Origin of the sequence: Phyllobacterium lublinensis (assembly GCF_020164435.1) — a bacterium.
Taxonomy (GTDB): Bacteria; Pseudomonadota; Alphaproteobacteria; order Rhizobiales; family Rhizobiaceae; genus Phyllobacterium; species Phyllobacterium lublinensis.
This window is the reverse complement of sequence record NZ_JAIUDQ010000001.1, coordinates 136,808-161,431: the sequence shown is the minus strand read 5'-3', so window position 1 is coordinate 161,431 and position 24,624 is coordinate 136,808. Positions and strand designations below refer to the sequence as shown.

The following is a 24,624-nucleotide window of genomic DNA, read 5'->3' as shown; positions in this document are numbered from 1 at the left end:
CTAGATCCGGTCCAGCGTCTTGTCGAGCCATGCAAAAAAGCCGCGCGCGCCATCGGAGTTCTCGGCAAGCGGCACGATCGGAGCAATGTCACTCAGGGATTTCCGCGGACGGGGCGGCAGATACTTGTTGGTAGGCCGCGTCTCCTGTTCCGGCATGAGGTCGAAGCCGCCCCGTTCCGCCACCATGATCGAAACATCAGAAGCCGGATCGCCAAGGTCGCCGAAATGTCGGGCATTGGCTGGGCACGTCCTGACACAGGAGGGCATACGATCCTCTTGCTTCAGGGTCTCATTGTAGATTCGGTCAACACACAACGTGCATTTCTTCATCACGCCGGCCGCCAGATCCATCTCGCGCGCGCCATAGGCGCAAGACCAGGCACAGAGACCACAGCCAATGCATTTGTCTTCATCAACGAGAACGATGCCGTCCTCGGCGCGCTTGTAGGAAGCGCCGGTCGGGCAGACTGTTACGCAAGGCGCGTCCTCGCAGTGCAGGCAGGACTTGGGGAAATGGACGATGCGCGCCACACCGGCTTCACCGACGATCTCGCCACCATCCGGGACCACTTCAAAACTGTGAATGCGGTTAAGGAAAGTGCCCGACACATCCGACCCATATGGATGCTGATCCGATAGCGCATTGCCATAGCCGCCAGTATTCCATTCCTTGCAGCTGATCACGCAGGCATGACAACCGACGCAAACATCAAGGTCGATGACCAGTCCGAGTTTGGTCGCGGTGGGGTTTTGCGGCAGGCTGGTCATTTGCTTGTCCACTCCTGACCAAAGCGCAGTTCATCTGCAGGCTGTTGCTGGCTGCCGGGCCGTTTGATCGTGCTGAAATGGGGCTCGCTGATTTCCGTCCCGGCGTCGGCTTTTTCGATACGCACGCGCAGATCGTACCAGGCGGCTTGCCCAGTGACCGGATCCGAGTTCGACCAGCGCATGCCGTCGGCGCGTGGCGGCAGCAACTCGTGAATGAGATGGTTGAGAAGGAAACCCTTCGTCGCCTCCGGAGATTTCGGGTCGAGGGCCCAGGCTCCCTTGCGTTTGCCGATTGCATTCCATGTCCACATTGTGCGCCCGTTAACCGCGTCGGTCCTTGCGATCTCGCACTTGATCCGCCCGTGATGGGAGATGACCCAAGCCCAGTCTCCGTTTTTGAGACCGAGCTCGTCACAAATCTGCCCAGGCACGTAGAGCGGGTTCGTCGTATGGATCTGCCTCAGCCACGCGTTTTGCGAGCCCCAGGAGTGATACATGGCCATGGGACGCTGCGTGATCGCATGATAGGGATATTGCGCAGTATCGACACCCTGTTCCTCGAATGGCCGGTACCAGTCGGGCAGCGGATCAAAACAATCAAGCAAACGTTGCCTGTGCTGTTCGGGTGCGAAAGGCTGGCGGTAGCCGAGTGCCGAAAGGCGGAATTTCTGCAGTGTCTCGACGTAAAGCTGAATGGTGACTGGCTGCGGCGCATCGAAGAAGCCCATGTCGATAGCAAACTGCTGGTAGGCGGCGTTGTGATGCTTGAAATACAGCGCTTCATCCGGAATGTGCTTCATGAAGAAAGCACCATTATCGATATAGTTTTTCAACTGATCGGCATTCGGGGAGCCGCGCCCTTCATCCTGCGCATCCACGCCGCGCCAACCGGATAGTGGTCCGATGCCCGGCTTGCGCTGATGATTGACGATATAATCGGCATAGTCCTTGTAGAGTGGAAGGCCACTTTCATCGACGAAGCCCGGAAGGTTCAGACGGGCGCCAAGCTCGATGAGCACGGACTGGAAACCACGTACATCGCGATCTGGCTCAAGTACTGGCCATCGGATGGCGTCACATGCGGCCTCCGGCTCCGAGATAGGGCGATCGAGCAGGGAAATGCAGTCGTGGCGCTCGAGATAGGTCGTGTCCGGCAGCACGAGATCGGCATAGGCGACCATCTCGGAGGAGTAGGCATCCGAGTAGATGATCTTCGGGATCCTGTACTCGCCGGTTGCTTCATCGCGCGCCTCCAGCATCTCGATCGTGCTGCGGGTGTTCATGGACGAATTCCACGCCATGTTCGCCATATAGAGGAACAGCACGTCGACCGGGTATGGGTCGGCGGCATAGGCGTTCGCAATAACCATATGCATCATGCCATGGGCGGAAAGCGGTGCTTCCCAGGAGAACGCCTTGTCAATGCGCTGCGGACTCCCCTCGCCGTCGACCAGCAGGTCTTCGGGACCAAGCGGATAGCCGAGATGGGGTCCTGCCAGTGGCTGCCCTGGCTTCACGTGCTCGGACCGGCCATGCGGCCGCGGATGTGCCGTTGCGGGTTTCGGGTATGGTGGCTTGTAGCGATAGCCGCCCGGGCAATCGATGGAGCCTATGATCGTCTGCAGCACATGCAGTGCTCGCGCCGACTGGAAGCCGTTTGAATGGGCAGAGATGCCGCGCATGGCATGAAAGCTGACAGGACGTCCGATCATCGCCTCATGCTGCTCGCCCTTCATGTCGGTCCAGGGCTGCTCGATGCGTATTTCTTCCTCAAACGCAACGCGGGCGATTTCGGCGGCCAGTCCACGGATGTCGGCTGCCGGAATTCCAGTTTCGGCGACAACCGCTTCCGGCGCATATTTCGGATCAAGGTATTTTTCTGCCATCAATCGCAGGACACTGCGGACCTTCCGGCCATCATCCGTGACAAAATCAGCATTAAGGTCTGCGCGGTGGCCCGGTTCGTCAAACCGCACCAGGGCGCCGGTCGTGCGATCGCGTACCATGGCCTTGCCGAGATCGTCACGCAGGAAAAGGCCGTGATCCTCCTTGCCTTCGTCATCGATCACCAGCCATGGCGCATTGGTATAGCGCTGCAGATAATCGAGATCGATTTTACCGGCACGAAAAAGCTCGTGAATGATGGCGAGGATCAACAAACCATCTGTACCGGGCCTGATACCGATCCAGTTGTCGGCGATCGCCGAGTATCCCGTGCGCACAGGGTTGACCGAAATAAATCGTGCCCCACGCTTCTTCAACTTGGAGATGCCGATCTTGATCGGATTGGAATCGTGATCCTCCGCAACACCGAACAGTACGAACAGCTTCGTCTTGTCCCAGTCCGGTGCGCCAAACTCCCAGAATGCGCCACCGATTGTATAGATACCAGCCGCCGCCATGTTCACCGAGCAAAAGCCGCCATGCGCGGCATAGTTTGGCGTGCCGAAATTCTGCGCCCAGAAGCTGGTCAGCGCCTGGCTTTGGTCACGTCCGGTGAAAAACGCCAGTTTCTGCGGCGCGGTCTGGCGCACCGGCTGGAGCCAATCAACGGCCAGTGACAAGGCCTCGTCCCAGCTGATTTCTCTGAATTCACCAGAACCGCGGGGTCCCGTCCGCAGCAGCGGGGCACGCAACCGGGCTGGCGAGTAATGTTGCATGATCCCGGCGGAACCCTTTGCGCACAGCACACCCTTGTTGATTGGATGATCACGATTGCCTTCGATGTAGCGGACCTTGCCATCCTTCAGATGGACATCGATACCGCAACGGCAGGCGCACATGTAGCAGGTGGTTTTGCGAACTTCTTCACCAACCGGCTCCGAAAGGGCAAGGTGTGGTTCTGGGTTCATTATCGATGTGCCCCGCGGATCATATGCTTAGGCATGTTCTATAAGAACAATTCCAAACCACCAAACACACAAACGACATCTCACCAGGAAAACGGCATGGACCGGCGCAACAAGTTGGCTCTTGCCAAATCGGGACATCCACTGATTTGATGTGGGAATGGACGAAAAACTATCCCGCGCGATTGATAAGCGACGTGATGACCTGATCGCTCTGACGCGCGATCTGATCCGCTTTCCGACTGTGAATCCACCTGGAGAGGCCTATACGCCATGCGCCGAATATCTCGCGCACCGGTTGCAAAGTATCGGGTTCGAGACGCAACTGATTCGCGGTGAAGGTACGCCCGGCGACACCGATCGCTACCCTCGAACCAACGTCGTCGCGCGTTTCGATGGGCGGTCCCACGGCGAAACGGTGCATTTCAATTCCCATATCGATGTGGTGGAAACAGGCGAAGGTTGGACCGTCGATCCTTTTGAGGGTGTCGTGAAGGACGGCAGGATTTATGGTCGCGGTGCCTGCGACATGAAGGGCGGCCTTGCCTCGTCGATTATCGCTGCCGAGGCTTTTTTGGAGGTCTATCCCGATTTTGCCGGCGCTATTGAAATATCCGGAACGGTCGATGAGGAATCCGGTGGCTTCGGCGGGGTGGCCTATCTTGCGCAGAAGGGTTTCTTCTCCAAGCCGCGTGTCGATCACGTCATCATCCCGGAACCGCTCAACAAGGACCGCATCTGTCTCGGTCATCGTGGCGTGTGGTGGGCGGAAATAGAAACCAAAGGCGAGATCGCCCACGGTTCGATGCCGTTTCTGGGAGATTGCGCTGTTCGCCACATGGGGGCGGTGCTCGATGCCTTTGAGAAGGAACTCTTTCCGGCGCTCGACCGGAAGCAGACACGCATGCCGGTGGTTCCCGAAGGGGCGCGCCGGTCAACGATGAACATCAATTCGATCCATGGCGGCCAGACCGACGATTTCTCCGGACTGCCCTCGCCCAATGTCCCCGATTCATGCCGACTGACGATAGATCGCCGCTTCCTGCTCGAAGAAGATATCGAGGAGGTGAAGCGTGAAGTCACGTCGATCCTCGAACGGCTGCAGTGGGAGCGGCCGAAATTCCACTACAATATTCGCGACATCATGGAGGTTCAGCCATTGATGACCGAGCGCGACGCACCGGTTGCCGTTGCTGTTGCCCAGGGTATTCGTACTGTGTTGGGCAAGGAGCCCGACTATGTGATTTCGCCTGGCTCGTATGACCAGAAGCATATAGCGCGTATCGGGCGGCTGCATGATTGCATTGCATATGGTCCGGGCATTCTCGACCTCGCGCACAGGCCAGACGAATATGTTGGCATTGAAGACATGATCGAATCGGCCAAGGTGATGGCGCACGGATTGAAAATATTGCTCTCGGGATCGATCTGAGCGGCAAGTCAGGGGAGATGTTGATGTTGAATATCTGGAAGTCGGCACTCATGGGGGGCGCCATTGCGCTGCTCTCTTCCACAGCGTGCTTTGCTGCAAAGACCGACCTCGTGCTTGGCATCGTGCTGGAGCCCCCGCATCTTGATCCCACGGCTGGCGCGGCAGCAGCGATCGACGAGATCGTCTATGCCAATATTTTTGAAGGCCTGACTCGGATCGGACCGAAAGGCGAAGTACTTCCTGCGCTTGCCGAAAGCTGGACACTGTCCGATGACGGCAAGATCTTTACATTCAAGCTGCACAAGGATGTAAAATTCCACGACGGTACGTCCTTTGACGCCGAGGATGTCAAGTTCTCGCTGGATCGGGCGCGAGGCGAAAAATCCACCAATGCGCAGAAGGGACTGTTCGCCACCATCGACACGGTTGATGTGGTTGATCCGACGACGGTCAAGATCACGCTCAAGCAGCCGAATGGTGATTTTCTCTACAATATGGGCTGGGGTGATGCCGTAATCGTCGCGGCCGAAAGTGCCGAGACCAACAAGGAGAAGCCCATCGGCACGGGGCCGTTCAAATTCGATTCCTGGGCAAAGGGTTCGCAGATCGCCATCTCCAGGAATCCTGGCTACTGGGGCACGCCCGCCGTGCTCGACACGGCAACCTTCCGCGTTATCCCCGATCCTGCAGCCGCAACCGCTGCCCTCATGGCGGGAGATGTGCAGGCCTTTCCGGTGTTTCCAAGCTATGAAACCATCGCCCAGTTCCAGGCCGACCCCCGCTTCAAGGTGGTAATCGGCACGACCGAAGGCGAAACTGTGCTGGGCATGAACAACAAGAAGCCGCCCTTCGACAATCTGAAGGTGCGCCAGGCCATCGCCCATGCCATTGACCGAAAGGCACTGGTCGACGGTGCAATGTTTGGGCTCGGAACGCCGATAGGCTCGTTCTTTCCACCCCATCATCCAGCCTACCTCGATCTGACTTCGGAAACGGCCTACGATCCGGAACTTGCGAAGAAACTTCTGGCTGAGGCGGGCCAGGCCGCCGGCTTCAAGACAACGCTCAAACTCCCGCCCCCTGTCTATGCCCGGCGGGGCGGCGAAATCATTGCAGCGGAATTGCGGGAGATCGGCATCGAAGCAGAGATTGTCCCGCTGGAATGGGCTCAATGGCTAGAGCAGGTATTCAAGGGCAAGGACTTCGACATGACGATCGTGTCACATACCGAGCCCAACGATCTCAACATCTTTGCGCGCGACGATTATTACTTCAACTATGACAATCCGGCCTTCAAGGACCTGGTCAAGCAGATCGAAGCAACGTCTGACGCCGAAAAGCGCACGGAGCTCTACCAGCAGGCGCAGAAGATCCTTGCAGCAGATGTGCCCGCCGCCTTTTTGTTCCAGTTGCCCAAGACCGGCGTATGGGATGCGAAGATCGAGGGGCTCTGGGAAAACGGTCCGATCCAGGCCAATGACCTTACTGCCGTAAGATGGGCAGAGTGATTCCGTTCGGTACGGTCGGTCAATGCTAGTTTACGCGTCCAAGCGTATCCTGATTGGCATTGTCACGCTGCTGGCGGCTTCCATTGTTGTCTTCTCCATCCTTGAGGTCGTACCGGGCGACCCTGCGCGGCTGATGCTGGGCATGAATGCCACGGACGACGCTGTCCGGACCCTGCAGGAGCAGATGGGCCTCAACCAACCATTGCTTGAGCGCTATTTCCGTTGGCTGGGAGGGCTCCTGACCGGTGATTTTGGCCGGTCGTTCACATATTCTGTCCCCGTCATCAGCCTGATCGCGGAGCGAATAGCGGTATCCCTACCCCTCGCCCTGATATCACTGGCCTTGTCCACTGCCATCGCCATCCCGGTTGGCGTGTTCTCCGCTTCCCGGCGCGGGTCAATTGCCGATACGGCCTCGATGGGCGTGGCCCAGATCGGCGTTGCAATACCGAATTTCTGGTTTGCCCTCCTCCTCGTCTATGTTTTCGCCGTGGTGCTGCGCCTGGTCCCCGCAGGCGGGTTCCCCGGCTGGAACGCCGGCGTCTGGTTGGGCCTGAAATCGCTGATCCTGCCATCCATCGCACTCGCCCTGCCGCAAGCGGCAATCCTCGCACGCGTTACGCGCTCCGCTCTGCTGGACGTGCTTGGCGAAGATTACATCCGCACCGCCCGCGCCAAAGGGCTTACGCGCCGCAGGGTGCTCTATGACCACGCCTTGCGCAATGCGTTCATCCCCGTCCTCACCATCCTCGGCCTGCAGTTTGCCTTCCTCCTCGCTGGCACGATCATCATCGAGAATGTGTTCTACCTTCCTGGCTTGGGCCGGCTCGTGTTCCAGGCGATCACCCAGCGCGACCTGATCGTCGTCGAGGGCGTCGTCATGCTGCTGGTCGCGACGGTTATTGTGGTCAATCTCCTGGTCGACCTTTCCTATGCCATTGTCGACCCCCGTTTGCGGAGCCGTTCATGATCAGCGCCACCGCATGGCGGGAAAGTCTCTTCAAGGCGCTTGCGAACAGATCATTCCTGGTCGGCCTCCTCATTACGGGCACTGTGGCCTTGATGGCGGCACTTTCGTTCTTCTGGACTCCCTATGCGGTCGGCACGTTCGATATCGCCGGTAAATTGAAACCACCGTCAGTGGCCCATTGGCTCGGAACCGACCACTTTGGCCGCGACATCCTCTCCATGATCATGGTCGGCAGCCGCAATTCCATCGCAGTGGCCTTCGTCTCCGTCATGATCGGTGCGGGCGTTGGCGTGCCGCTCGGCCTATGGGCCGCAGCCCGCGGCGGCATCATCGACGAGCTGTTGATGCGCTTCAACGATCTGGTCTTCGCATTCCCGGCGCTACTTTCGGCCGTCTTGATAACCGCGGTATTCGGCCCTGGTGCCATCAACGCCATTATCGCGATTGGGATATTCAATGTCCCGGTTTTTGCCCGTGTCGCGCGAGGAGCTGCCCTGTCGCTCTGGCCGCGCGAATATATTCTTGCGGCGCGCGCATCCGGCAAGGGTGCAGCACGCATCACCGTCGAGCATATCCTGCCCAACATGACGAACCTTCTGATTGTACAGGGCACCATCCAGTTCTCCCTCGGCATCCTTGCGGAAGCCGGGCTTTCCTATGTTGGGCTTGGCTCGCAGCCACCCATGCCGAGCTGGGGACGAATGTTGTTCGAAGCGCAGACCATGATCAGTATTGCCCCCCACATGGCGGTTTTTCCCGGCCTCGCCATCGTCTTCACGGTGCTGGGCCTCAACCTGCTCGGCGATGGCCTGCGCGATGTTCTTGACCCGAAGTTGCAGCAGGTACGCTGATGACGCTGCTCGAGGTCAGAAAACTCTCATTGAGAATCGGACCCGTCGAAACATTGAAGGGCATCGATCTTGCTGTGAATGCAGGAGAAATTCGGGCCCTGGTCGGTGAATCCGGCTCCGGTAAATCGCTGACTGCGCTCAGCATCATGAAACTGCTGCCCGCCGGCGCCGTACCAGCTGGACAGATTCATTTCAACGGCAGAGACATCATGGCCGCCAGCGAAGCCGAAATGTGCGGGCTGCGCGGCAATGACATTGGCATGGTGTTCCAGGAGCCGATGACCGCTCTCAATCCTGTCAAGACCATCGGCGAACAGGTCTCGGAAGGAATCCGGTTGCATACGGGAGCGAGCCGCGCCATTGCAGAAGAGCGGACACGCCGCATTCTCGATCGTGTCGGCCTGCCATCATCAAAATTCCCGCTCGACCGCTATCCGCACGAACTCTCCGGCGGCCAGCGTCAGAGGGTCGTGATCGCGATTGCCTGCGCGCTGAAGCCCAAACTGTTGATTGCGGACGAACCCACGACCGCCCTCGATGTCGTCTTGCAGGCGCAGATCCTCGATCTGTTGCAGAGCCTTGTCGATGAAGAAAAAATGGGGCTCTTGCTGATCAGTCATGACTTGGCAGTCGTTGCCGACATCGCCCATTCGATCACCGTCTTGCGCCACGGAGAGGTGATGGACAGTGGCGACACCACGCGGATACTGACTGAGCAGACTCATCCCTATACGCGCCAGCTCGCTCAAGCTTCCATGCACATTCCCGAACGAACGACCCCACGCTACCGCCCACCCCACGACGCTCTCCTTTCGGTTCGCAATCTCGGACGCAGCTATCGTGGCCAACGTGCCGGCCTGTTCTCCCGACACGAGGATACAAGAGCGGTGGACGATGTCAGCTTCGACCTTCAACCCGGTCAGTCGATGGCATTGGTTGGGCGCTCTGGGTGCGGCAAATCCACACTTGCCCGCATGATTCTGGCGCTGGACAAGCCGAGCCGTGGTGAAATACGGTTCTCAAGCCAGCGCATAGACCAGCTCGACGAAATCGCCCTGAGACCGATACGCCAGAACATGCAGGTGGTCTTCCAGGATCCGTATGGTTCGTTCAATCCTCGCCACAAGGCAGAACGACTCGTCTCCGAACCGCTTTACCTGCTCGATCGGCCACTTTCCGCGGCCGAGAAGCGCGAGCGCGTTGACAGGTCATTGGAGCGTGTTGGCATCGCCCCCAAAGACAGGGGCAAGTATCCGCATGAGTTTTCCGGTGGCCAGCGCCAGCGCCTTGCCATTGCCCGCGCCATCATCACCGAACCGAAACTGATCGTCGCCGACGAACCCGTATCGGCGCTTGACGTGTCCATCCGCGCCCAGATTCTCGACCTCTTTGCCGATCTCAATGGTCGGCTCGGCATCGCCTACCTGTTCATAACGCACAATCTGTCTGTTGCCAGAGCCGTTACCGATACGGTCATGGTGATGGCTGATGGACAGATCGTCGAACACGGTCGAACGGAGGATGTACTCCGCCATCCCCAATCCGAGGCCGGCCGCGCGCTTGTCGAAGCTTCGCCCGATCTGCACAAGGCCCTCGCCCGCCGTATCGGCGAACAGGGCTGAGCTGTCATCGCTGCGCTAGAACAAAAGCCCCACAAGGAAAATCGCAAAGATGATGGCAGTAAATGTCGCCGTGGCGACATTGAAGATGTCTAATGCATCCTCGATGTTGTCCGCCCCGGCGTCACGCCGGCCCGCCCCATTCAACATCGGCTCATTGGCGATCTCGCCGCCATAGACGCGGGGGCCAGCCAGCGCCACTTCGATTGCCCCCGCCATTGCCGCCTCCGGCCATCCCGCGTTCGGCGAGCGATGCAGGCGCGCGTCCCGCATCATGACATTGAAGGAGCGCTGCGCCGCATCGTAACCGTGCACGATCCAGGCAGCCGCAGAAATCAGTAGCCCCGTCAGTCTTGCCGGGATCCAGTTTGCCAGATCGTCCAGCCTGGCAGCGAAACGGCCGAAGTCCCGATGCCGGTCGTTCAGATGACCGATCATCGAATCCGCCGTATTCAGCATCTTGTAGGCAAAAAGCCCCGGCAATCCAAACAGCGCGTACCAGAAGGCCGGGGCAATGATGCCATCGGACGTATTCTCCGCCAGGCTTTCTATTGCCGCCCGGCTGACTGCAGCGTCATCGAGGGATTCGGGATCCCGTCCAACGATCATTGAAACAGCCTTTCGGGCACCGACGATGCCCTCTTCGCGCAAAGCTGCAGCAACACGCGACACGTGATCACCAAGGCTCTTCTGTGCCAGGAACACTGCAACGATAAGCGCTTCAATAAGTTCGCCAATGGGCGAAATGGTCCGCAGCGCCAAGTGGACAAAAAAACCGGCGAGCGCAGCCACCACAAGCAAGATCAGCATGGCTGCAAATCCATGACGCCGTCTCTCATAATCCGAATTTGTCGACTTGTTGAGGCGCTTGTCTGCAAAGTCTATGGCTCGGCCAAAGACGACAACCGGATGCGGAATTTTGGCCCACAACCAGTCAGGATCACCGAAAAACCGGTCGGCGAGCAAGGCAAGAAACAGAATCAAGAGATTGATTTCCATGAAAGATTCGATCCCGTTGAATCATAGTATCAGCTTGATACCGCTCCTGTGGCAATACCAAGACGATGTTGCAGCCGGCTCGCATCATCCTGGTCCAGAGGCAAGCCAAAACGCAACCATCGTGGAGCATAACCAAATTTTCGAGTGAGAACGTATCCCTTGCAAAGCTCTTCGTGAAGCATGGTGGCCTTGCCATGCTCGACGAGCGAAAACAGCATCGTCCCACCAACCTCCGATAACCCGGCCCCGGAGAGAACTTTGCCGAGCAGCGTACGGCGATTTTTCAGCCGCTGGACATAGGCCGACAATCTCTCCTTGTCGGAAAACGCGTGTATCGCGATGGCCAGTGCCGGACCGGATACGGCCCATAGTCCCAGACGTAGCGCGAGTGCCCGGGAGACGGCGGGCGTTGACAACGCAAAGCCGAGCCGCAGGCCTCCGAGGCCGAAAAACTTGCCAAAGGATTTGAGAACGACCAGCCCGTCCATGCCTGCATGGGCGGCAACACTCACCTCGGGATGAGGATCGGCAAAGGCCTCATCCACGATAAGAAACCCGCCCTTGCGTGCCATGCTCTCCGCAAGTTCCAGCAGCGTGTCCTTGGCCACGATCCGTCCATCGGGATTGTTCGGGTTGACCACTACGGCGACTTTCGCCGATACAGGAATTGCATCCACGGTTTGGCAGTTCGAGACGGTCCATCCCGCCAGAAGAAAGGAACGCTCGTGTTCCTGATAGGTCGGGCGAATGATCGCGACTTCGCCCTTTGCAATCAGATCAGGCATTGCCTGGATGAGTGCCTGCGTCCCTGGCGCGGCAACAATTCCCGCCTCGGGCGTCGCACAATAATATTCCCTCGCCGCCTGGAGCGCCGAGGCTTGCAGCTTCTCATCGGGGAGACGATTCCAGATTTCCGATCCGATTGACGGCAGCGGGAACACTTCAGGATTGATGCCCGTGGACAGATCAATCCAGGAACCATACTCGCCGCCAAATCGTGCAATCGCGCGATCGAGCGCGCCGCCATGTTCAATCTGCATTATTGTCCCAGGCTCTATCCCGCCAAATCTATGATGTGCATGTACGAGCCGCAGACGGACCCAACGCGCAAACCCGCTTCACCCAAATCCTCACCCAGCGCATCTTTCACCCGGAAGACACGTTCCGCACCACCTTCCCGCATGATACTCGCATAATGGAATTCATGTGCGGTCAGTGGCAGGTCGAATGGCAATGCGCCAAGCGGCTCGACCCTGCGGTAGCCAAGATGCAACTTGCGCTTGGCGAAACTGGTCTCAAGCGGCAGGAGTCCAAGCATCCCGTGTCGGTTGCCCGCCGCATCCTCGATCCCGTCGCCGAGAACCATATATCCCCCGCACTCCCCATAAATGAGCGCTCCTCTGGCGGCCGCATGCTTCATGCCATCTGCAAAATGAACAGCCGCGGCAAGTCTGTCACCATAGAGCTCGGGATAGCCGCCCGGAAGATAAATCGCGTCGCTGCTTGTTGCCGGCGCCTCGTCGTCAAGCGGTGAAAAGAAACTTATCTCGGCTCCGCGCCGCCGCCAGCCATCAAGCAGATGCTCATAGGAGAATGCAAAGGCATTGTCGCGGGCAACGGCGATACGTTGTCCGAGCGGTGGTATGCGCGAAATATTGGCCATGGACTCGGCGGAGCCAGAGCGGCTGACGATCTGCCGGACACGGTTCAAATCGATTCTTTCAGCAATGACCGAACCGGCGTGGTCAATGAAAGCATCGAGATCGGGATGTTCGCCGGCCTGGAGAAGTCCAAGGTGTCGTTCGGGCAGTTGCAACCTCGCGTCGCGTGGCAACGCGCCGAGTACCGGTATTCCGACCGGCTGCAGGGCTGATCGCAACATGGCCTCGTGGCGGCTGCTGCCCACACGGTTAAGTATGAGCCCGGCGATCATCACATTGCGGCGAAAATCGCGAAAGCCGCTGACAAGAGCGGCGATGGAGTGCGACTGGCGGGCACAATCAAGGACAAGAATGACGGGCAAGGACAAACGCGTTGCGAGGTCTGCCGAGGAACCCCGTCCATCGAGCGCGCCATCGAACAGACCCATCATGCCCTCGATGACAAGCATCTTGCCACCTTCCGTATGACGCGACACCAATGCACTCAGAAGGTCATGCCGCATGGCCCACGGGTCAAGATTGATGCAAGGCACGCCGCTTGCGACTTTATGATAGGCGGGATCGATATAGTCCGGCCCGGCTTTTGCCGGGGCAATCTCGGCTCCGAGATTACGCAGCGCGCGTAGAAGTCCCAATGTGACCGTGGTCTTGCCGCTGCCCGAAGCTGGTGCGGCGATGATCAAGCCCTTCATCCCGCGTCCTTCTCCCGGCGCGTTCCAAGCGGATCCTGCTTCAGCACCCTGCCCTCGATTGCGCCCAGCCAGTCGAGGGCGGCGCGCAAGCGCACCACTTCTCCCACGACGACAATCGCAGGAGGGCGCAAACCGGATTGCTCGACGTCGAGTTCGGCTTTCGCCAATGTCGTTTCGAGCACCTTCTGCTCGCCGGTCGTGGCATTGCAGACAAAGGCAACGGGTTCATCTTTCGAGCGTCCGGCGGCAAGCAGGCGCGAAGCTATGAGCCCTATATGTTTCATCGCCATGTACATGACGATGACTGATGAGCCCTTGGCAATGCTGTGCCAATCCATCTGGTCGGGCACGAGACCCGTTGCGTCATGTCCTGTGAGAAAGGTTACGCTCTGATTGGTCTCGCGATGCGTGACCGGGATACCGGCATAGGCCAGGCCGCCAATTCCAGCGGTAATACCGGGAACGATGCGAAACGGTACCCCGTGTTCAACGAGCGTGAGTGCCTCCTCGCCGCCGCGTCCGAAAACAAAGGGATCGCCACCCTTCAAGCGCAGTACACGCTTTCCAGAATGTGCCAACTCTACCAGCCGGAGCGAAATATCCCGCTGCTGCGGAGATGGCTTGCCGCCACGCTTGCCGGCATATTCGAGTACCGCATCCGGTCCGGCAAACGACAGGCAATCCTCGTTGACCAGCGCATCGTAGACAATCACATCCGCCTGTTCGAGGCCGTTCACCGCATGCAATGTCAAAAGCCCGGGATCACCCGGCCCTGCCCCGACCAGCCAGACATGCCCTGCCTCAAATTTTGGCAGTTTTGATTTCATTGCGCCGCCCACCGCTCGATACTGATTGCTTTTCGCATAGCATAAAATTTCTGACCACAAGCATGAACTTATCGGAAAAATCATGCAACGGTTGCCGAAGCTGAGCTATAAGGTCGGCATGAGTGATGAACCCGACGCAGGACTGCGAAAACCCGAGGAAACGAGCGAGCGTCCGCTGCGCCGGGGCTGGACAACAGGTGCCTGTGCAACTGCCGCGACGAAAGCCGCGCTGATCGGCCTTATCACCGGTGAATTCCCCGATCCCGTCGCGATCATCCTGCCCAAGGGCGAGGTGCCCCACTTTCAGCTGGCAATCGAATCGATCGGTGAAGGCTATGCCATGGCAGGCATTGTCAAAGATGCCGGTGATGATCCTGATGTAACGCATGGCGCAACCATAATCTCGACTGTCTTCCCGGCACCGCCCGGAAGCGGCATTCAGTTCGTTGCCGGCGAAGGCGTCGGTACTGTTACCCTGCCCGGCCTGCCGATAGCGCCCGGCGAAGCAGCCATCAATCCTGTTCCACGGGCAATGATGACGAAAATATGCGAGGAAATATGCGCGCAGCATGATCTTCCGGCAGACTTGGTGATTACCATCTCCGTTCCTGAAGGCGAGGAAATTGCCAGGAAGACTTGGAACCCGAGGCTTGGGATCGTCGGCGGTATCTCGATCCTGGGAACCACAGGCATCGTTCATCCCTTCTCCTGTGCGGCATGGATCCACTCGATCCATCGCGGCATCGATGTTTCGCGGGCAGCGGGCCTGAAGCATGTCCTGGCTGCTACCGGTTCAACGTCCGAGGATGCAGCGCAGGCAATCTATAACCTGCCCGAGATCGCACTGCTCGACATGGGTGACTTTGCCGGCGGACTGCTCAAATACTTGCGTGTCCATCCGATTGACCGGCTGACCATTGCGGGCGGCTTTGCAAAGCTGACCAAACTGGCGCAAGGCGCACTTGATCTTCATTCGGGACGCAGTCAGGTGAGCATGGCATTTTTGGCAGATGAGGCGGAGCGGCTTGGGCTTGATGCCAGCATGAGACAGCGGATTCTGGATGCCAACACTGCGCAGGAAGTGCTTGAATTGACGACGAAACTCGGCCTCGATCTCGCGGCCCCCATTGCAGCAAGGGCCAGGGAAACCGCGCTCGCCACCCTCAAGGGTGCACCGGTGGACGTCGAAGTCATCGTGATCGACCGCAAGGGGACAGTGATTGCCCGTGTCTGATCAGCCCATCCTTATCCTCGGCGGCACCGCAGAGGCCGCCAGGCTTGCGGCCCGGCTCGTCGCACAGGGATATCGCGTGATTTCCTCGCTGGCAGGACGCACGCGCAATCCGCAGAGCCCTGATGGAGAGGTCCGCGTCGGCGGTTTCGGTGGTGCAAGGGGCCTGACCGGATACATTGCTCGAGAGAATGTCGCCCTTCTCATCGACGCCACACACCCCTTCGCCACACAGATATCGGACAACGCCCTCGTCGCAGTTGCGTCGACACAAGTTCCGTTTGTGCGTCTCGAGCGTCCGGCATGGCACAAAAGGCCGGGCGACCGCTGGACGAGTGTCACGTCGATGGAGGAAGCCGTGTCGGCCATCCCGGCCAGAGCACGCGTGCTGCTTGCGCTTGGGCGGCAGCACATCGCGCCTTTCTCCCGCCGCGGCGACGTGCATTTCGTCGTTCGTATGATTGATCCGCCGGAAACGCCTCTCGATCTCATCGATTTCGAACTCGAATTGTCGAAGCCCGGCAATGTCGAGGAAGAAACCGATTTTCTGACGATGAAGCGCCTGACGCATATCGTCTGCCGCAACTCGGGAGGATCCGCATCCTACGCCAAGATCAAGGCAGCCCGCGACCTTGGCCTGCCAGTCATCATGATCGATCGGCCCCACCGTCCCCTCACTCACACGCTGCCGGATGTTGAGAGCGTCGGTCAGTTCGTCAGCGATACGTTGGGATCATTCCGAACGTGAGCGCAAACTATGGCTATGGTCCTTGTGATAGAGCGCCGAGTCCCGGAACGCATCCGCAGATAGCCCGCGCCCGACAAATATCATCGCAGTGCGGCTCAATCCCACTGAACGTACTTTCTCCGCAATATCAGTCAGTGTGCCGTGGATGAACTGCTCGTCCGGCCAACCCACACGGTAGGCAACAATCACGGGGCAGTCGGCACCATAAAGCGGAACGAGCTCGGCCTCGATGCGTGCAAGATTGCGGATCGACAGGTGAATGACTAGCGTCGCGCCTGATTTACCCAGCGTTGCGAGTTCCTCTCCCTCGGGCATGGCCGATGATTTCATTGAGGTGCGCGTCAGGATGATCGTCTGGCAAACTTCGGGAACGGTCAGCTCTTTCTTAAGGGCAGCGGCCGCCGCGGCGAATGCCGGAACACCGGGCGTGACGTCATAATCAATGCCCAGGGCATCGAGACGCCGCATTTGTTCCGCGACCGCGCCGTAGATCGACGGATCACCAGAGTGAACGCGCGCCACATCCTGACCGTTCGCGTGGGCGCGCTCGAATTCCGCAATGATCTCATCGAGCGTGAGCGATGAGGTATCGACCACCCTTGCCCCCGCCGGCACCTCCGCCACCATTTCCGACGGAACGAGGGAACCGGCATAAAGACAGACTGGGCAGGATTGGATCAGCTTCAACCCGCGGACCGTGATGAGGTCAGGCGCGCCAGGGCCTGCGCCGATAAAATGAACTATCATTGTCTGAACCTGTTATCTCTTCACAGCAAGTGCCGCCGTTGCGTGAGCGGATTTTGTTTTTCCAATCACCAGTACGCCATCTGGTCGCAGCGCTGCAAGCGCCGCCGATTCCGCCACGCCGTGGCAACCCACCAGTGCAAATACCCGTTCTGACGGGTTCAACAGATGCGGCGTCTGCTCTTCCAAGGCTTCCGCGCTGAAAACCATGAATGACAAGCCCAATCTCGCCGCCGCTTGGATGATTGCCGGTTCACTCAGACGCTGATCGATTGAATAAATGCCGGAAACATCGCTTCCGACAACTCCCGCCGCGCTCAAGACATCTTCCACCAGCGCAAATAGCTCCTGTGGGTCGCATCCGCGCTCGCATCCGAGGCCGAGCGCGTAGATCGGCTCGGCCATCAATGCTTCTTGTGTAATTCTTCAGGTGTCACGCCCAGGAGCTTCGCCGTCATGCGGATCAGATTGGCCTCTTTGGGATCAAGGTCATTGTCGGCATTGGCAATCAGCAGAAGGTGGCGCAGCAGCTGAACCTTGCGATCGAACGGGACGTCTGCAAAGGCAAGCGCAGCCTGTTTGCTCGTGGTCTCGTAGCCGAAATCCTTGAGATATTCGGCTACCTCGGAAAACTCGTCAGCCGGAATGCCGAAATCGCTGGCAGCAATTCCCAGTATTGCAGCGTATTCCGTTTCATCGGTTTTCCCGTCGGCCAATGCAACGTGCAGCAACAGCAGGAGTTCGGCTGTGAGTACCGGATCATCGGCAACTTTCTGCACAGCGCTCTTGGTGCCGAGATAAGCGGTAATCCGATCAATAATGCTTTCGCTCATTGTACCCCCAACTATCATGAGATGATTGATTGCAGCGCAGGGCATCGAATTCAAGTGCCGAAACAACACACTAGCCTGCTATTCGTATCCAGCGGTTGTCGGAGGCCCGAAACCACTCGCCAATCGCGAAAATTTGACTATGGTCCGCGGCGTTTCACTGAGTGTCCATCACCATGTCCGCCTTCTTCGAGAACATCCCCCTACTTCTGATTTTTGCTGCCTTCGTCGCAGGATTCATAGACTCCATTGCAGGAGGCGGAGGTCTTGTAACCGTTCCGGCACTGCTGCTGGCCGGCTTTTCGCCGGTTGAATCACTTGGAACGAACAAGCTGCAGTCATTGTTCGGTTCCGCTTCTGCAACAATTGCCTATGCCCAGAAAGGGCATGTACACCTCAAGGCGCAACTGCCCTCGGCATTGATGTCGGCGCTCGGCGGAGCTTGCGGCGCATTGTTGGCAGGCTTGCTGCCGGGCGACGTGCTGCGAGCGTTCCTGCCCCTCCTGTTGATTGCCATCGCCATCTATTTCGCGCTCAAACCCAATATGGATGATCTGGACCGCGCCCGGCGCATCACACCCTTCCTGTTCGGCGTTACGATTGTTCCGCTTATTGGTTTCTATGATGGACTTTTCGGTCCGGGTACCGGTTCGTTCTTCATGCTGAGTTTTGTCTCGCTGGCCGGATACGGCCTGCTCAAGGCGACGGCCCATACCAAGCTTTTGAACTTCGCCTCCAATCTCGGTGGCTTTGCTACATTTGCCGTTCTCGGCGTCATCAACTGGAAGGTCGGCTTGCTCATGGGCCTGGCACAATTCGCCGGCGCACGTGTAGGTGCCGGACTGGCAATGAAATCAGGCGCGAAGATCATCAAGCCGTTGTTGATAGTGGTTTGCCTGGCGCTGGCTACCAAGCTGCTTTACTCGGACAATCCCCTGGGGACGTGGCTCGCAGAACTTATTGGCAACAGTTCGTCTTGAAAGCCTACACTCTAAATTTTCGTACAGGACCACGCCACCCGCAATCAGCAGGACACCGAGCCAGTTGAGCCCGGATAGCTTCTCGCCAAGAAAAGCAACGCCGAAGACTGCCACCAGGACGATGGAAAGCTTGTCGATCGGGGCGACGCGGGCCGCGTCGCCAATCTTGAGAGCACGGAAATAAGCCAGCCAGGACGCACCGGTTGCCAACCCTGAGAGAATGAGAAACGTCCACGTCTTGGCTGAGATTGTAGACAATCCCTGCCACTGGCCGCTGATTGTCAGGAACAGGCAGAGCGCCCCGATAATGACGAATGTGCGAATGAGCGTGGCAAAATCCGAATTGATGTTCTCGATGCCCACTTTGGCAAAGATCGCGGTCAGGGCCGCGAACAGGGCAGAAACGACTGCCCAGAATTGCCAGCTTTCGGTCATCAGAATTCAATTCCCTTCTGCGCCTTGATGCCTGAGCGGAATGGATGCTTGATCAGTTCCATCTCGGTGACGAGATCCGCAAACTCGACAAGCTCATCCTTGGCATTGCGGCCAGTGATGATCACATGCTTCATGTGCGGCTTCTGTTTCAGTACCTCTATGATTTCGTCCACGGGCAGATAGTCATAGCGCAAGGCGATATTCAGTTCATCGCAAAGGACCAGCTCGGTTTCATCGTCGAGGATCATCGCTTTGGCCTGCTCCCAGGCGCTACGCGCCATCGCGATATCGCGAGCCCGGTCCTGCGTTTCCCAGGTAAAGCCTTCACCCATCGCGGAGATGGTGACCTGCTCGGGAAATTTCTCAAGCACCCACCGCTCGCCCGTATCCCACGAGCCTTTGACGAATTGCACGACGCCTATCTTCATGCCATGCCCAAGCGCGCGAAACACCACGCCAAACCCGGCAGTGGACTTGCCCTTGCCCTTGCCCGTATTGACAATCACGAGGCCTTTTTCATCTGTCTTGGTGGCCAGGATCTTGTCGCGCACCGCCTTCTTCTTGCGCATCTTGTCGGCGTGGCGCTCGTTTATTTCCTCTTCGGTCAGGTTTTGCAGTTTTTGCGATTTTTCAGCCACTTGGCGTCTCCTTCCAAATGAAATTGTCAGGCAGCGAGGCTGCTGAGTTCGTAGCGCGCGGAATTGGATTTCGGTGTCCAGAAGCCCCGCGTCACTGCCTCTTCCAGCTTTTGCGCTATGTCACGCAAAGCATGAGGGTTCTTATCCTTGAGGAAGTCTCGCACATCCTCGTCCACCAGAAATGCCTGATAGACACCTTCGAAATGATGGTCACCGACAGCGCCCGTGGTGGCAGCGAACGCGAAGAGGTAATCGACGGTTGCTGCCATCTCGAACGCTCCCTTGTAGCCGTGGCGCATGACGCCAGCGATCCATTTCGGATTGGTGACGCGACCACGCACAGTGCGTGCAATCTCTTCCTGAAGGGTACGGATGACTGGCTTTTCCGGGCGCGAATGATCGTTGTGATAGATTACCGGTTGCTCGCCTGACATCAATTCCACTGCAGCCGACATGCCCCCTTCAAACTGATAGTAATCGTCGGAATCCAGAAGGTCGTGCTCCCGATTGTCCTGGTTCTGTACGACCGCCTCCACCGTCCGGAGCCTTTCCTGGAGCAAGCCGCGCTCTGCAGTACCATCTTCCCCGGCGCCATAGGCATAGCCACCCCAGACCAGCCAGGCCTCTGCCAGATCATCGCGCTTCGCCCAGTCCTTTTCGTCGATCAAGGCCTGCAATCCAGCACCATACGCCCCGGGTTTTGAACCGAAGACGCGAAAACCAGCACGCTGCCTCGCCAGCTTTTCATCGCTGCCTTCCGCAACGAGTCGCATCTGTTCGTTGCGCATGCGAGCGGCGATTGGGTTGTCACTTTCATCCTCGTCCAGCGCGCCTACCGCACGCACCGCCGTATCGAAAAGTGCAATCTGGTCGGGAAAGGCATCGCGGAAGAAGCCGGAGATGCGCAAAGTGACGTCGACGCGTGGTCGGCCGAGCAATGCGGTCGGGATGATTTCGTAGCCGGTCACACGGCGGGATGCCATGTCCCATACCGGTTTGACCCCAATCAGCGCCAGCGCCTGCGCGATATCATCACCGCCGGTCCGCATGTTTGATGTGCCCCATGCCGTGAGGCCGAACGACGTGGGCCATTCTCCATGGTCCTGCGTATAACGGCGGATCAAGAGTTCGGCGGATTTCTGGCCGAGTTCCCACGCTGCTGGCGTTGGCACGGCGCGACTGTCGACCGAAAAGAAATTCCGGCCGGTTGGCAAGACATCGGGGCGGCCGCGGGTTGGCGCACCGGATGGTCCGGGCACAATGAAGCGGCCGTCCAGGGCTCTCAACAGTGCGTTGATCTCCGCGTCGCCGCACACGGTAACCGCCGGACGAAGGTTAGTCTCGATCCCCTCAAGCACCACCCCGGTACTTTGCCAATCGGGTGGACATGAGGTTTCACCCGCCACCAGCTTGGCCGCCAGCAGCTCGATACGTTCCACCGTGTCGCCGGCAATGCGCCAGGGAGCATCGGAGACAGCTTGCAGGATCTCCGGACATGCACCAACCCATGGCGCAGCCATATCGCAGTCGAGCGGGTCAAAGCCGGCAAGGTCGAGGTCGAGGGCAATGGCGCGCTGCAGGCTTTGATCGGCGCCATGTCCCGAACCGCGCGGTACGCGGGCAAGGGCCACCACGAGATCGGTCAGCAGACGTCCCTCTGGCGAACGCCCGAAAACATGCAGACCATCGCGGATCTGCATCTCCTTCAGATCGCACAGATAAGCGTCGAGTTTTTGCAGGGCAAGATCGTCAGGATCGTGGTCATGAATGCCCGCATCATGGTCGAGACCGATGTCGCGAACCAGATCAAGTATCTGCACCTTCAGGCGAACGAGTCTGCGGGGATCGACACCGGAGGCCTCGTAATATTCGTCTACCAGCGCTTCGAGATCCTTCAGCGGGCCGTAGCTCTCCGCCCGGGTAAGCGGTGGGGTCAGATGGTCGATGATCACCGCCGACGACCGGCGCTTGGCCTGGGTGCCCTCGCCGGGATCGTTGACGATGAACGGATAGACATGCGGGACCGGACCGAGGACCGCCTCCGGATAGCAGTTTTCCGAAAGAGCCAGGGATTTTCCCGGCAGCCATTCAAGATTGCCATGCTTGCCGACATGGACGATGGCGTGGGCATCGTAGACTTCACGCAAGTAAGCGTAAAAGGCGAAGTAGCCATGGGGCGGGACGAGATCCGGCGAGTGGTAGCTGTCCTTCGGATCGATGTTATAGCCCCGAGCCGGCTGGATACCGACGAGCGTTTCACCAAAACGCGCAAGCGGCACCGCAAAGGCCTGCATCGCGTCTGCAAAGAACGGGTCGGCCTCCGGAGCGCCCCATCGCTCCTTCACCGCCCGTTGAATCACCTCAGGAAGCGCCTGGAAGAAGCTGTTGTATTGATTCAAGGAAATCGTTTCACGAACTTCCCGCCCATCACCTGCAGCGTTGGTCGGCCCCGCCATCATATGGTTGATCAAGGCATCGCCATCGGGCGGCACATTGGCGACCGCATAGCCATGCTCCCGCATCGTGTTCAGCACATGCCACGTTCCGGCAGGAGTATCGAGCCCGACGCCATTGCCGAGGCGTCCATCCCGATTGGGATAGTTGGCCATGATGAGGGCGATGCGTCGGCCCTCGGGCGTCGTGGCGCGAAGCCGTGCCCAATTCGCGGCCAGTGAAGCGACGAACTCAACCCGATCGGGTCGCGGCTCATGCGTCACGATGTTGGACTCGACCGCCTCATCATATTGCCGTGCCGATTTGAAGGACACGGCGCGCGACAGCACCCGACCATCCACTTCCGGCAGTGCCACGTTCATGGCCAGGTCGCGCGCCGTAAGGCCCTGGTCCGAGCTTTGCCACTGGTCAACACTGGAGCCGGAGAAGATAACCTGCAGGACGATGGCACCGTCGTGCTCCAGCACGGTGGCTTTGCGCGCCGCCCCCGGAGCTGACACTGCGAACCCCGTGGCATTGAGAACGACGGCAGGCGGTGCGTCACCGAAGATTGCCTCCAGCGTTGCCACCGAAACGGGATCCTTCAAGCTTGATACGAAGACCGGGAGCGGGTTCAATCCCTTGGCCTTCAATGCTTTGATCAATGCCCCCACGGGCTGTGTCTGGCCGCTCTGCACCAGCGCCCGGTAAAAGCATATGGCAGCCACCGGCGCACCTTCCTGCCAGTGATCGTGCATTTCGGAGAGCGACGGCGCCATATTTCCCGGCCACCACAAGCCGGCCTTCAGCAAGGGGGCTGCTTCTTGCGGCTTGTCCCCGCCATGGATCAATGCGGCGCAATAGCCCAGAAATCGCTGGGCGTTATGAGCACCACCTTCAAGAAGGTAGTGCCACAGTGCGTCCCGATCCTGGCGCGGGATCGTCGAAAAGCGGTCGAGTCCGGGATCAGGCTTGTCGTCGCCAGGGAGCACGGCCAATTGGACATGATTATTGACGGCACAGGCGTGCAATGCCTCCAGGCCATAGGGCCAATAGCTCTCGCCGCCAATGACACGGACGACGATCAGGCGGGCATGGCGTGCGGTTCGCTCCACATAGGCATCGACCGACATCGGATGCGACAGTGCCATCATATTGGCAAGGCGCAAGGACGCCTCTCCAGTCCCCTGCCGCTGTGCGGAAGCGAGACTTGCCAGTTCCGTATCGGCAGCGGAGAGAAATAGCACGTCCCCCGGCGTCTGGCCGAGATCGATCGCCTCCGTGCCTTCGGCTATGGTGCCTTTCTGAGCGAGAAGGAGATGCATTGAACTAACCTGCTGCTATGCCGCTGCGGCATTCATGGCTGTCTCTATCGCCGCGGTATCGATATCGTGGAGACCGATCACCACCAGACGCGTCTGGCGCTTTTCCTCGGGATGCCAGCTGCGATCGAAATAATGTTCGATCCTTGATCCTACCGCCTGTACCACGAGACGCATGGGCTTGCCCGGAACATCGACGAAGCCCTTCAGACGCAAGACATCGTGCTCTGCAATGACGTTCTTGAGCTTCTCGACGAAGGACTTCGGTTCCGCTATCGGACCGAGGCCGACCACGAAGCTTTCGAACTCATCGTGATCGTGTTCCTCCCCTGCTTCGTGCTCCATCTCATGGTGCGACTTGCGGTTTGCGATATCTTCTTCCGTGCCTACGCCGAGGCCCAGCAGCAACTGGTTGCTCAGCTTGCCGAAACTCGCCGGAACCATGTTGAGCGTGCGCGACGACCGGCTCTGGACATCACCCTTTACACCGTCAAGTTGATCTCCGCTGATCAAATCGGTCTTGTTGAGGACGATCAGGTCGGCCGCTCGGATCTGGTCTTCAAAAAGCTCCTCGAGCGGGCTGTCGTGATCGAGCGACTCATCCTTTACGCGCTGCGCATCAACCTTGTCGTGGTCGTCGGCGAAGCGACCCTCCGACACAGCGGCGGCATCGATAACTGTGACCACACCATCAACCGTCACCTGCGTCCTAATTTCCGGCCAGTTGAAAGCCGCCACCAGTGGTTGCGGCAAGGCAAGACCTGATGTCTCGATCACGATATGATCCGGACGATCGGGACGGTCGAGCAATTTCGTCATGGTCGGGATGAAATCGTCGGCCACAGTGCAACAGATGCAGCCATTGTTGAGCTCTATCACATCTTCATCGCGGCAGGCCTCGATACCGCAACCCTTTAGCAGGCCGCCGTCTACGCCAAGATCGCCGAACTCATTGATGATCAGTGCGATACGCTTGCCATTGGCATTCTCCAGCAGGTTGCGGATCATCGTCGTCTTGCCCGAGCCGAGAAAGCCGGTGATCACCGTCGCCGGAATTTTCTTTCCGTCGAGCATCTTTTGATCCTGC

The 24,624-nt window shown here is 58.7% G+C and carries 20 protein-coding genes and 1 pseudogene; 8 read left to right on the top strand and 13 right to left on the bottom strand.

The annotated features are described in order from the left end of the window. Together K9U38_RS00750 and K9U38_RS00745 are read right to left on the bottom strand one after the other, a co-directional pair. On the bottom strand, nucleotides 1-768 hold the full coding sequence (locus K9U38_RS00750) for a 4Fe-4S dicluster domain-containing protein (protein ID WP_224492425.1): 768 nt from the start codon (nucleotides 766-768) through the stop codon (nucleotides 1-3). Then, the gene (locus K9U38_RS00745) at nucleotides 765-3,620 is read right to left on the bottom strand and encodes a molybdopterin oxidoreductase family protein (RefSeq protein WP_224492424.1); all 2,856 of its coding nucleotides are present in this window, start codon (nucleotides 3,618-3,620) and stop codon (nucleotides 765-767) included. The genes K9U38_RS00750 and K9U38_RS00745 overlap by 4 nt, the downstream gene beginning before the upstream one ends. A 157-nt stretch (nucleotides 3,621-3,777) precedes the next feature. Here K9U38_RS00745 and K9U38_RS00740 point away from each other — a divergent pair, with 157 nt between their 5' ends. From K9U38_RS00740 to K9U38_RS00720, 5 genes are read left to right on the top strand one after another with little or no spacing between them, the layout of a single operon-like run. Next, nucleotides 3,778-5,049, top strand: a complete 1,272-nt coding sequence (locus K9U38_RS00740) for an acetylornithine deacetylase/succinyl-diaminopimelate desuccinylase family protein (RefSeq protein WP_224492423.1) — start codon at nucleotides 3,778-3,780, stop codon at nucleotides 5,047-5,049. Between the two features lie 26 nt (nucleotides 5,050-5,075). Continuing rightward, nucleotides 5,076-6,557 (top strand): ABC transporter substrate-binding protein, encoded by a 1,482-nt coding sequence (locus K9U38_RS00735; protein ID WP_224492845.1) that lies wholly within the window; start codon nucleotides 5,076-5,078, stop codon nucleotides 6,555-6,557. Nucleotides 6,558-6,579: 22 nt separating this feature from the next. Next, nucleotides 6,580-7,527 (top strand): ABC transporter permease, encoded by a 948-nt coding sequence (locus K9U38_RS00730; protein ID WP_224492422.1) that lies wholly within the window; start codon nucleotides 6,580-6,582, stop codon nucleotides 7,525-7,527. Further along, a complete protein-coding gene (locus tag K9U38_RS00725; protein WP_224492421.1) occupies nucleotides 7,524-8,378 on the top strand; it encodes an ABC transporter permease in 855 nt (284 codons plus the stop codon). The genes K9U38_RS00730 and K9U38_RS00725 overlap by 4 nt, the downstream gene beginning before the upstream one ends. Continuing rightward, a complete protein-coding gene (locus tag K9U38_RS00720; protein ID WP_224492420.1) occupies nucleotides 8,378-10,000 on the top strand; it encodes an ABC transporter ATP-binding protein in 1,623 nt (540 codons plus the stop codon). The genes K9U38_RS00725 and K9U38_RS00720 overlap by 1 nt, the downstream gene beginning before the upstream one ends. Nucleotides 10,001-10,015: 15 nt before the next feature. On the opposite strand, the gene cbiB is transcribed toward K9U38_RS00720, so the two are convergent. From cbiB to cobA, 4 genes are read right to left on the bottom strand one after another with little or no spacing between them, the layout of a single operon-like run. Further along, a complete protein-coding gene (gene cbiB, locus K9U38_RS00715) occupies nucleotides 10,016-10,996 on the bottom strand; it encodes an adenosylcobinamide-phosphate synthase CbiB (RefSeq protein ID WP_224492419.1) in 981 nt (326 codons plus the stop codon). A 29-nt stretch (nucleotides 10,997-11,025) separates the two neighbouring features. Continuing rightward, nucleotides 11,026-12,036 carry a threonine-phosphate decarboxylase CobD gene (gene cobD, locus K9U38_RS00710; RefSeq protein WP_224492418.1) on the bottom strand — a complete coding sequence of 337 codons (1,011 nt, stop codon included), beginning with the start codon at nucleotides 12,034-12,036 and terminating at the stop codon, nucleotides 11,026-11,028. Between the two features lie 14 nt (nucleotides 12,037-12,050). Then, entirely contained in the window at nucleotides 12,051-13,349 is a 1,299-nt protein-coding gene (locus tag K9U38_RS00705) for a cobyrinic acid a,c-diamide synthase CobB (protein ID WP_224492417.1), read from the bottom strand. Continuing rightward, the gene (gene cobA / locus K9U38_RS00700; protein WP_224492416.1) at nucleotides 13,346-14,176 is read right to left on the bottom strand and encodes a uroporphyrinogen-III C-methyltransferase; all 831 of its coding nucleotides are present in this window, start codon (nucleotides 14,174-14,176) and stop codon (nucleotides 13,346-13,348) included. The genes K9U38_RS00705 and cobA overlap by 4 nt, the downstream gene beginning before the upstream one ends. Nucleotides 14,177-14,294: 118 nt before the next feature. Between cobA and K9U38_RS00695 the strand changes: the two genes are divergently transcribed. Further along, nucleotides 14,295-15,410, top strand: a complete 1,116-nt coding sequence (locus K9U38_RS00695) for a cobalt-precorrin-5B (C(1))-methyltransferase (protein WP_224492415.1) — start codon at nucleotides 14,295-14,297, stop codon at nucleotides 15,408-15,410. Beyond that, nucleotides 15,403-16,155 (top strand): cobalt-precorrin-6A reductase, encoded by a 753-nt coding sequence (locus tag K9U38_RS00690; protein ID WP_224492414.1) that lies wholly within the window; start codon nucleotides 15,403-15,405, stop codon nucleotides 16,153-16,155. The genes K9U38_RS00695 and K9U38_RS00690 overlap by 8 nt, the downstream gene beginning before the upstream one ends. On the opposite strand, the gene cobM is transcribed toward K9U38_RS00690, so the two are convergent. Genes cobM through K9U38_RS00675 form a run of 3 tightly spaced genes read right to left on the bottom strand, consistent with a single transcriptional unit; the run spans nucleotide 16,141 to nucleotide 17,732 of the window. Continuing rightward, a complete protein-coding gene (gene cobM, locus K9U38_RS00685) occupies nucleotides 16,141-16,902 on the bottom strand; it encodes a precorrin-4 C(11)-methyltransferase (protein WP_224492413.1) in 762 nt (253 codons plus the stop codon). The two genes, K9U38_RS00690 and cobM, sit on opposite strands and share 15 nt — an antisense overlap. Nucleotides 16,903-16,914: 12 nt before the next feature. Continuing rightward, nucleotides 16,915-17,304 (bottom strand): cobalamin biosynthesis protein, encoded by a 390-nt coding sequence (locus K9U38_RS00680; protein ID WP_224492412.1) that lies wholly within the window; start codon nucleotides 17,302-17,304, stop codon nucleotides 16,915-16,917. Continuing rightward, the gene (locus tag K9U38_RS00675; protein WP_224492411.1) at nucleotides 17,304-17,732 is read right to left on the bottom strand and encodes a tellurite resistance TerB family protein; all 429 of its coding nucleotides are present in this window, start codon (nucleotides 17,730-17,732) and stop codon (nucleotides 17,304-17,306) included. Before K9U38_RS00675 ends, K9U38_RS00680 begins: the two co-directional genes overlap by 1 nt. A gap of 173 nt (nucleotides 17,733-17,905) precedes the next feature. Between K9U38_RS00675 and K9U38_RS00670 the strand changes: the two genes are divergently transcribed. Continuing rightward, the gene (locus tag K9U38_RS00670) at nucleotides 17,906-18,709 is read left to right on the top strand and encodes a TSUP family transporter (protein WP_224492844.1); all 804 of its coding nucleotides are present in this window, start codon (nucleotides 17,906-17,908) and stop codon (nucleotides 18,707-18,709) included. A 24-nt stretch (nucleotides 18,710-18,733) separates the two neighbouring features. Here the strand turns inward: K9U38_RS00670 and K9U38_RS00665 are convergent. From K9U38_RS00665 to cobW, 4 genes and pseudogenes are all read right to left on the bottom strand, one after another. Continuing rightward, nucleotides 18,734-19,144, bottom strand: a pseudogene (locus K9U38_RS00665) (EamA family transporter); the annotation flags it as partial. Beyond that, a complete protein-coding gene (gene cobO / locus K9U38_RS00660; protein ID WP_224492410.1) occupies nucleotides 19,144-19,782 on the bottom strand; it encodes a cob(I)yrinic acid a,c-diamide adenosyltransferase in 639 nt (212 codons plus the stop codon). The pseudogene K9U38_RS00665 and the gene cobO, both read right to left, overlap by 1 nt. Before the next feature lie 26 nt (nucleotides 19,783-19,808). Then, nucleotides 19,809-23,540, bottom strand: coding sequence for a cobaltochelatase subunit CobN (gene cobN, locus K9U38_RS00655; RefSeq protein WP_224492409.1), 3,732 nt, complete (start codon nucleotides 23,538-23,540; stop codon nucleotides 19,809-19,811). Nucleotides 23,541-23,555: 15 nt separating this feature from the next. Then, on the bottom strand, nucleotides 23,556-24,611 hold the full coding sequence (gene cobW / locus K9U38_RS00650; protein WP_224492843.1) for a cobalamin biosynthesis protein CobW: 1,056 nt from the start codon (nucleotides 24,609-24,611) through the stop codon (nucleotides 23,556-23,558). Nucleotides 24,612-24,624: the final 13 nt, after the last annotated feature.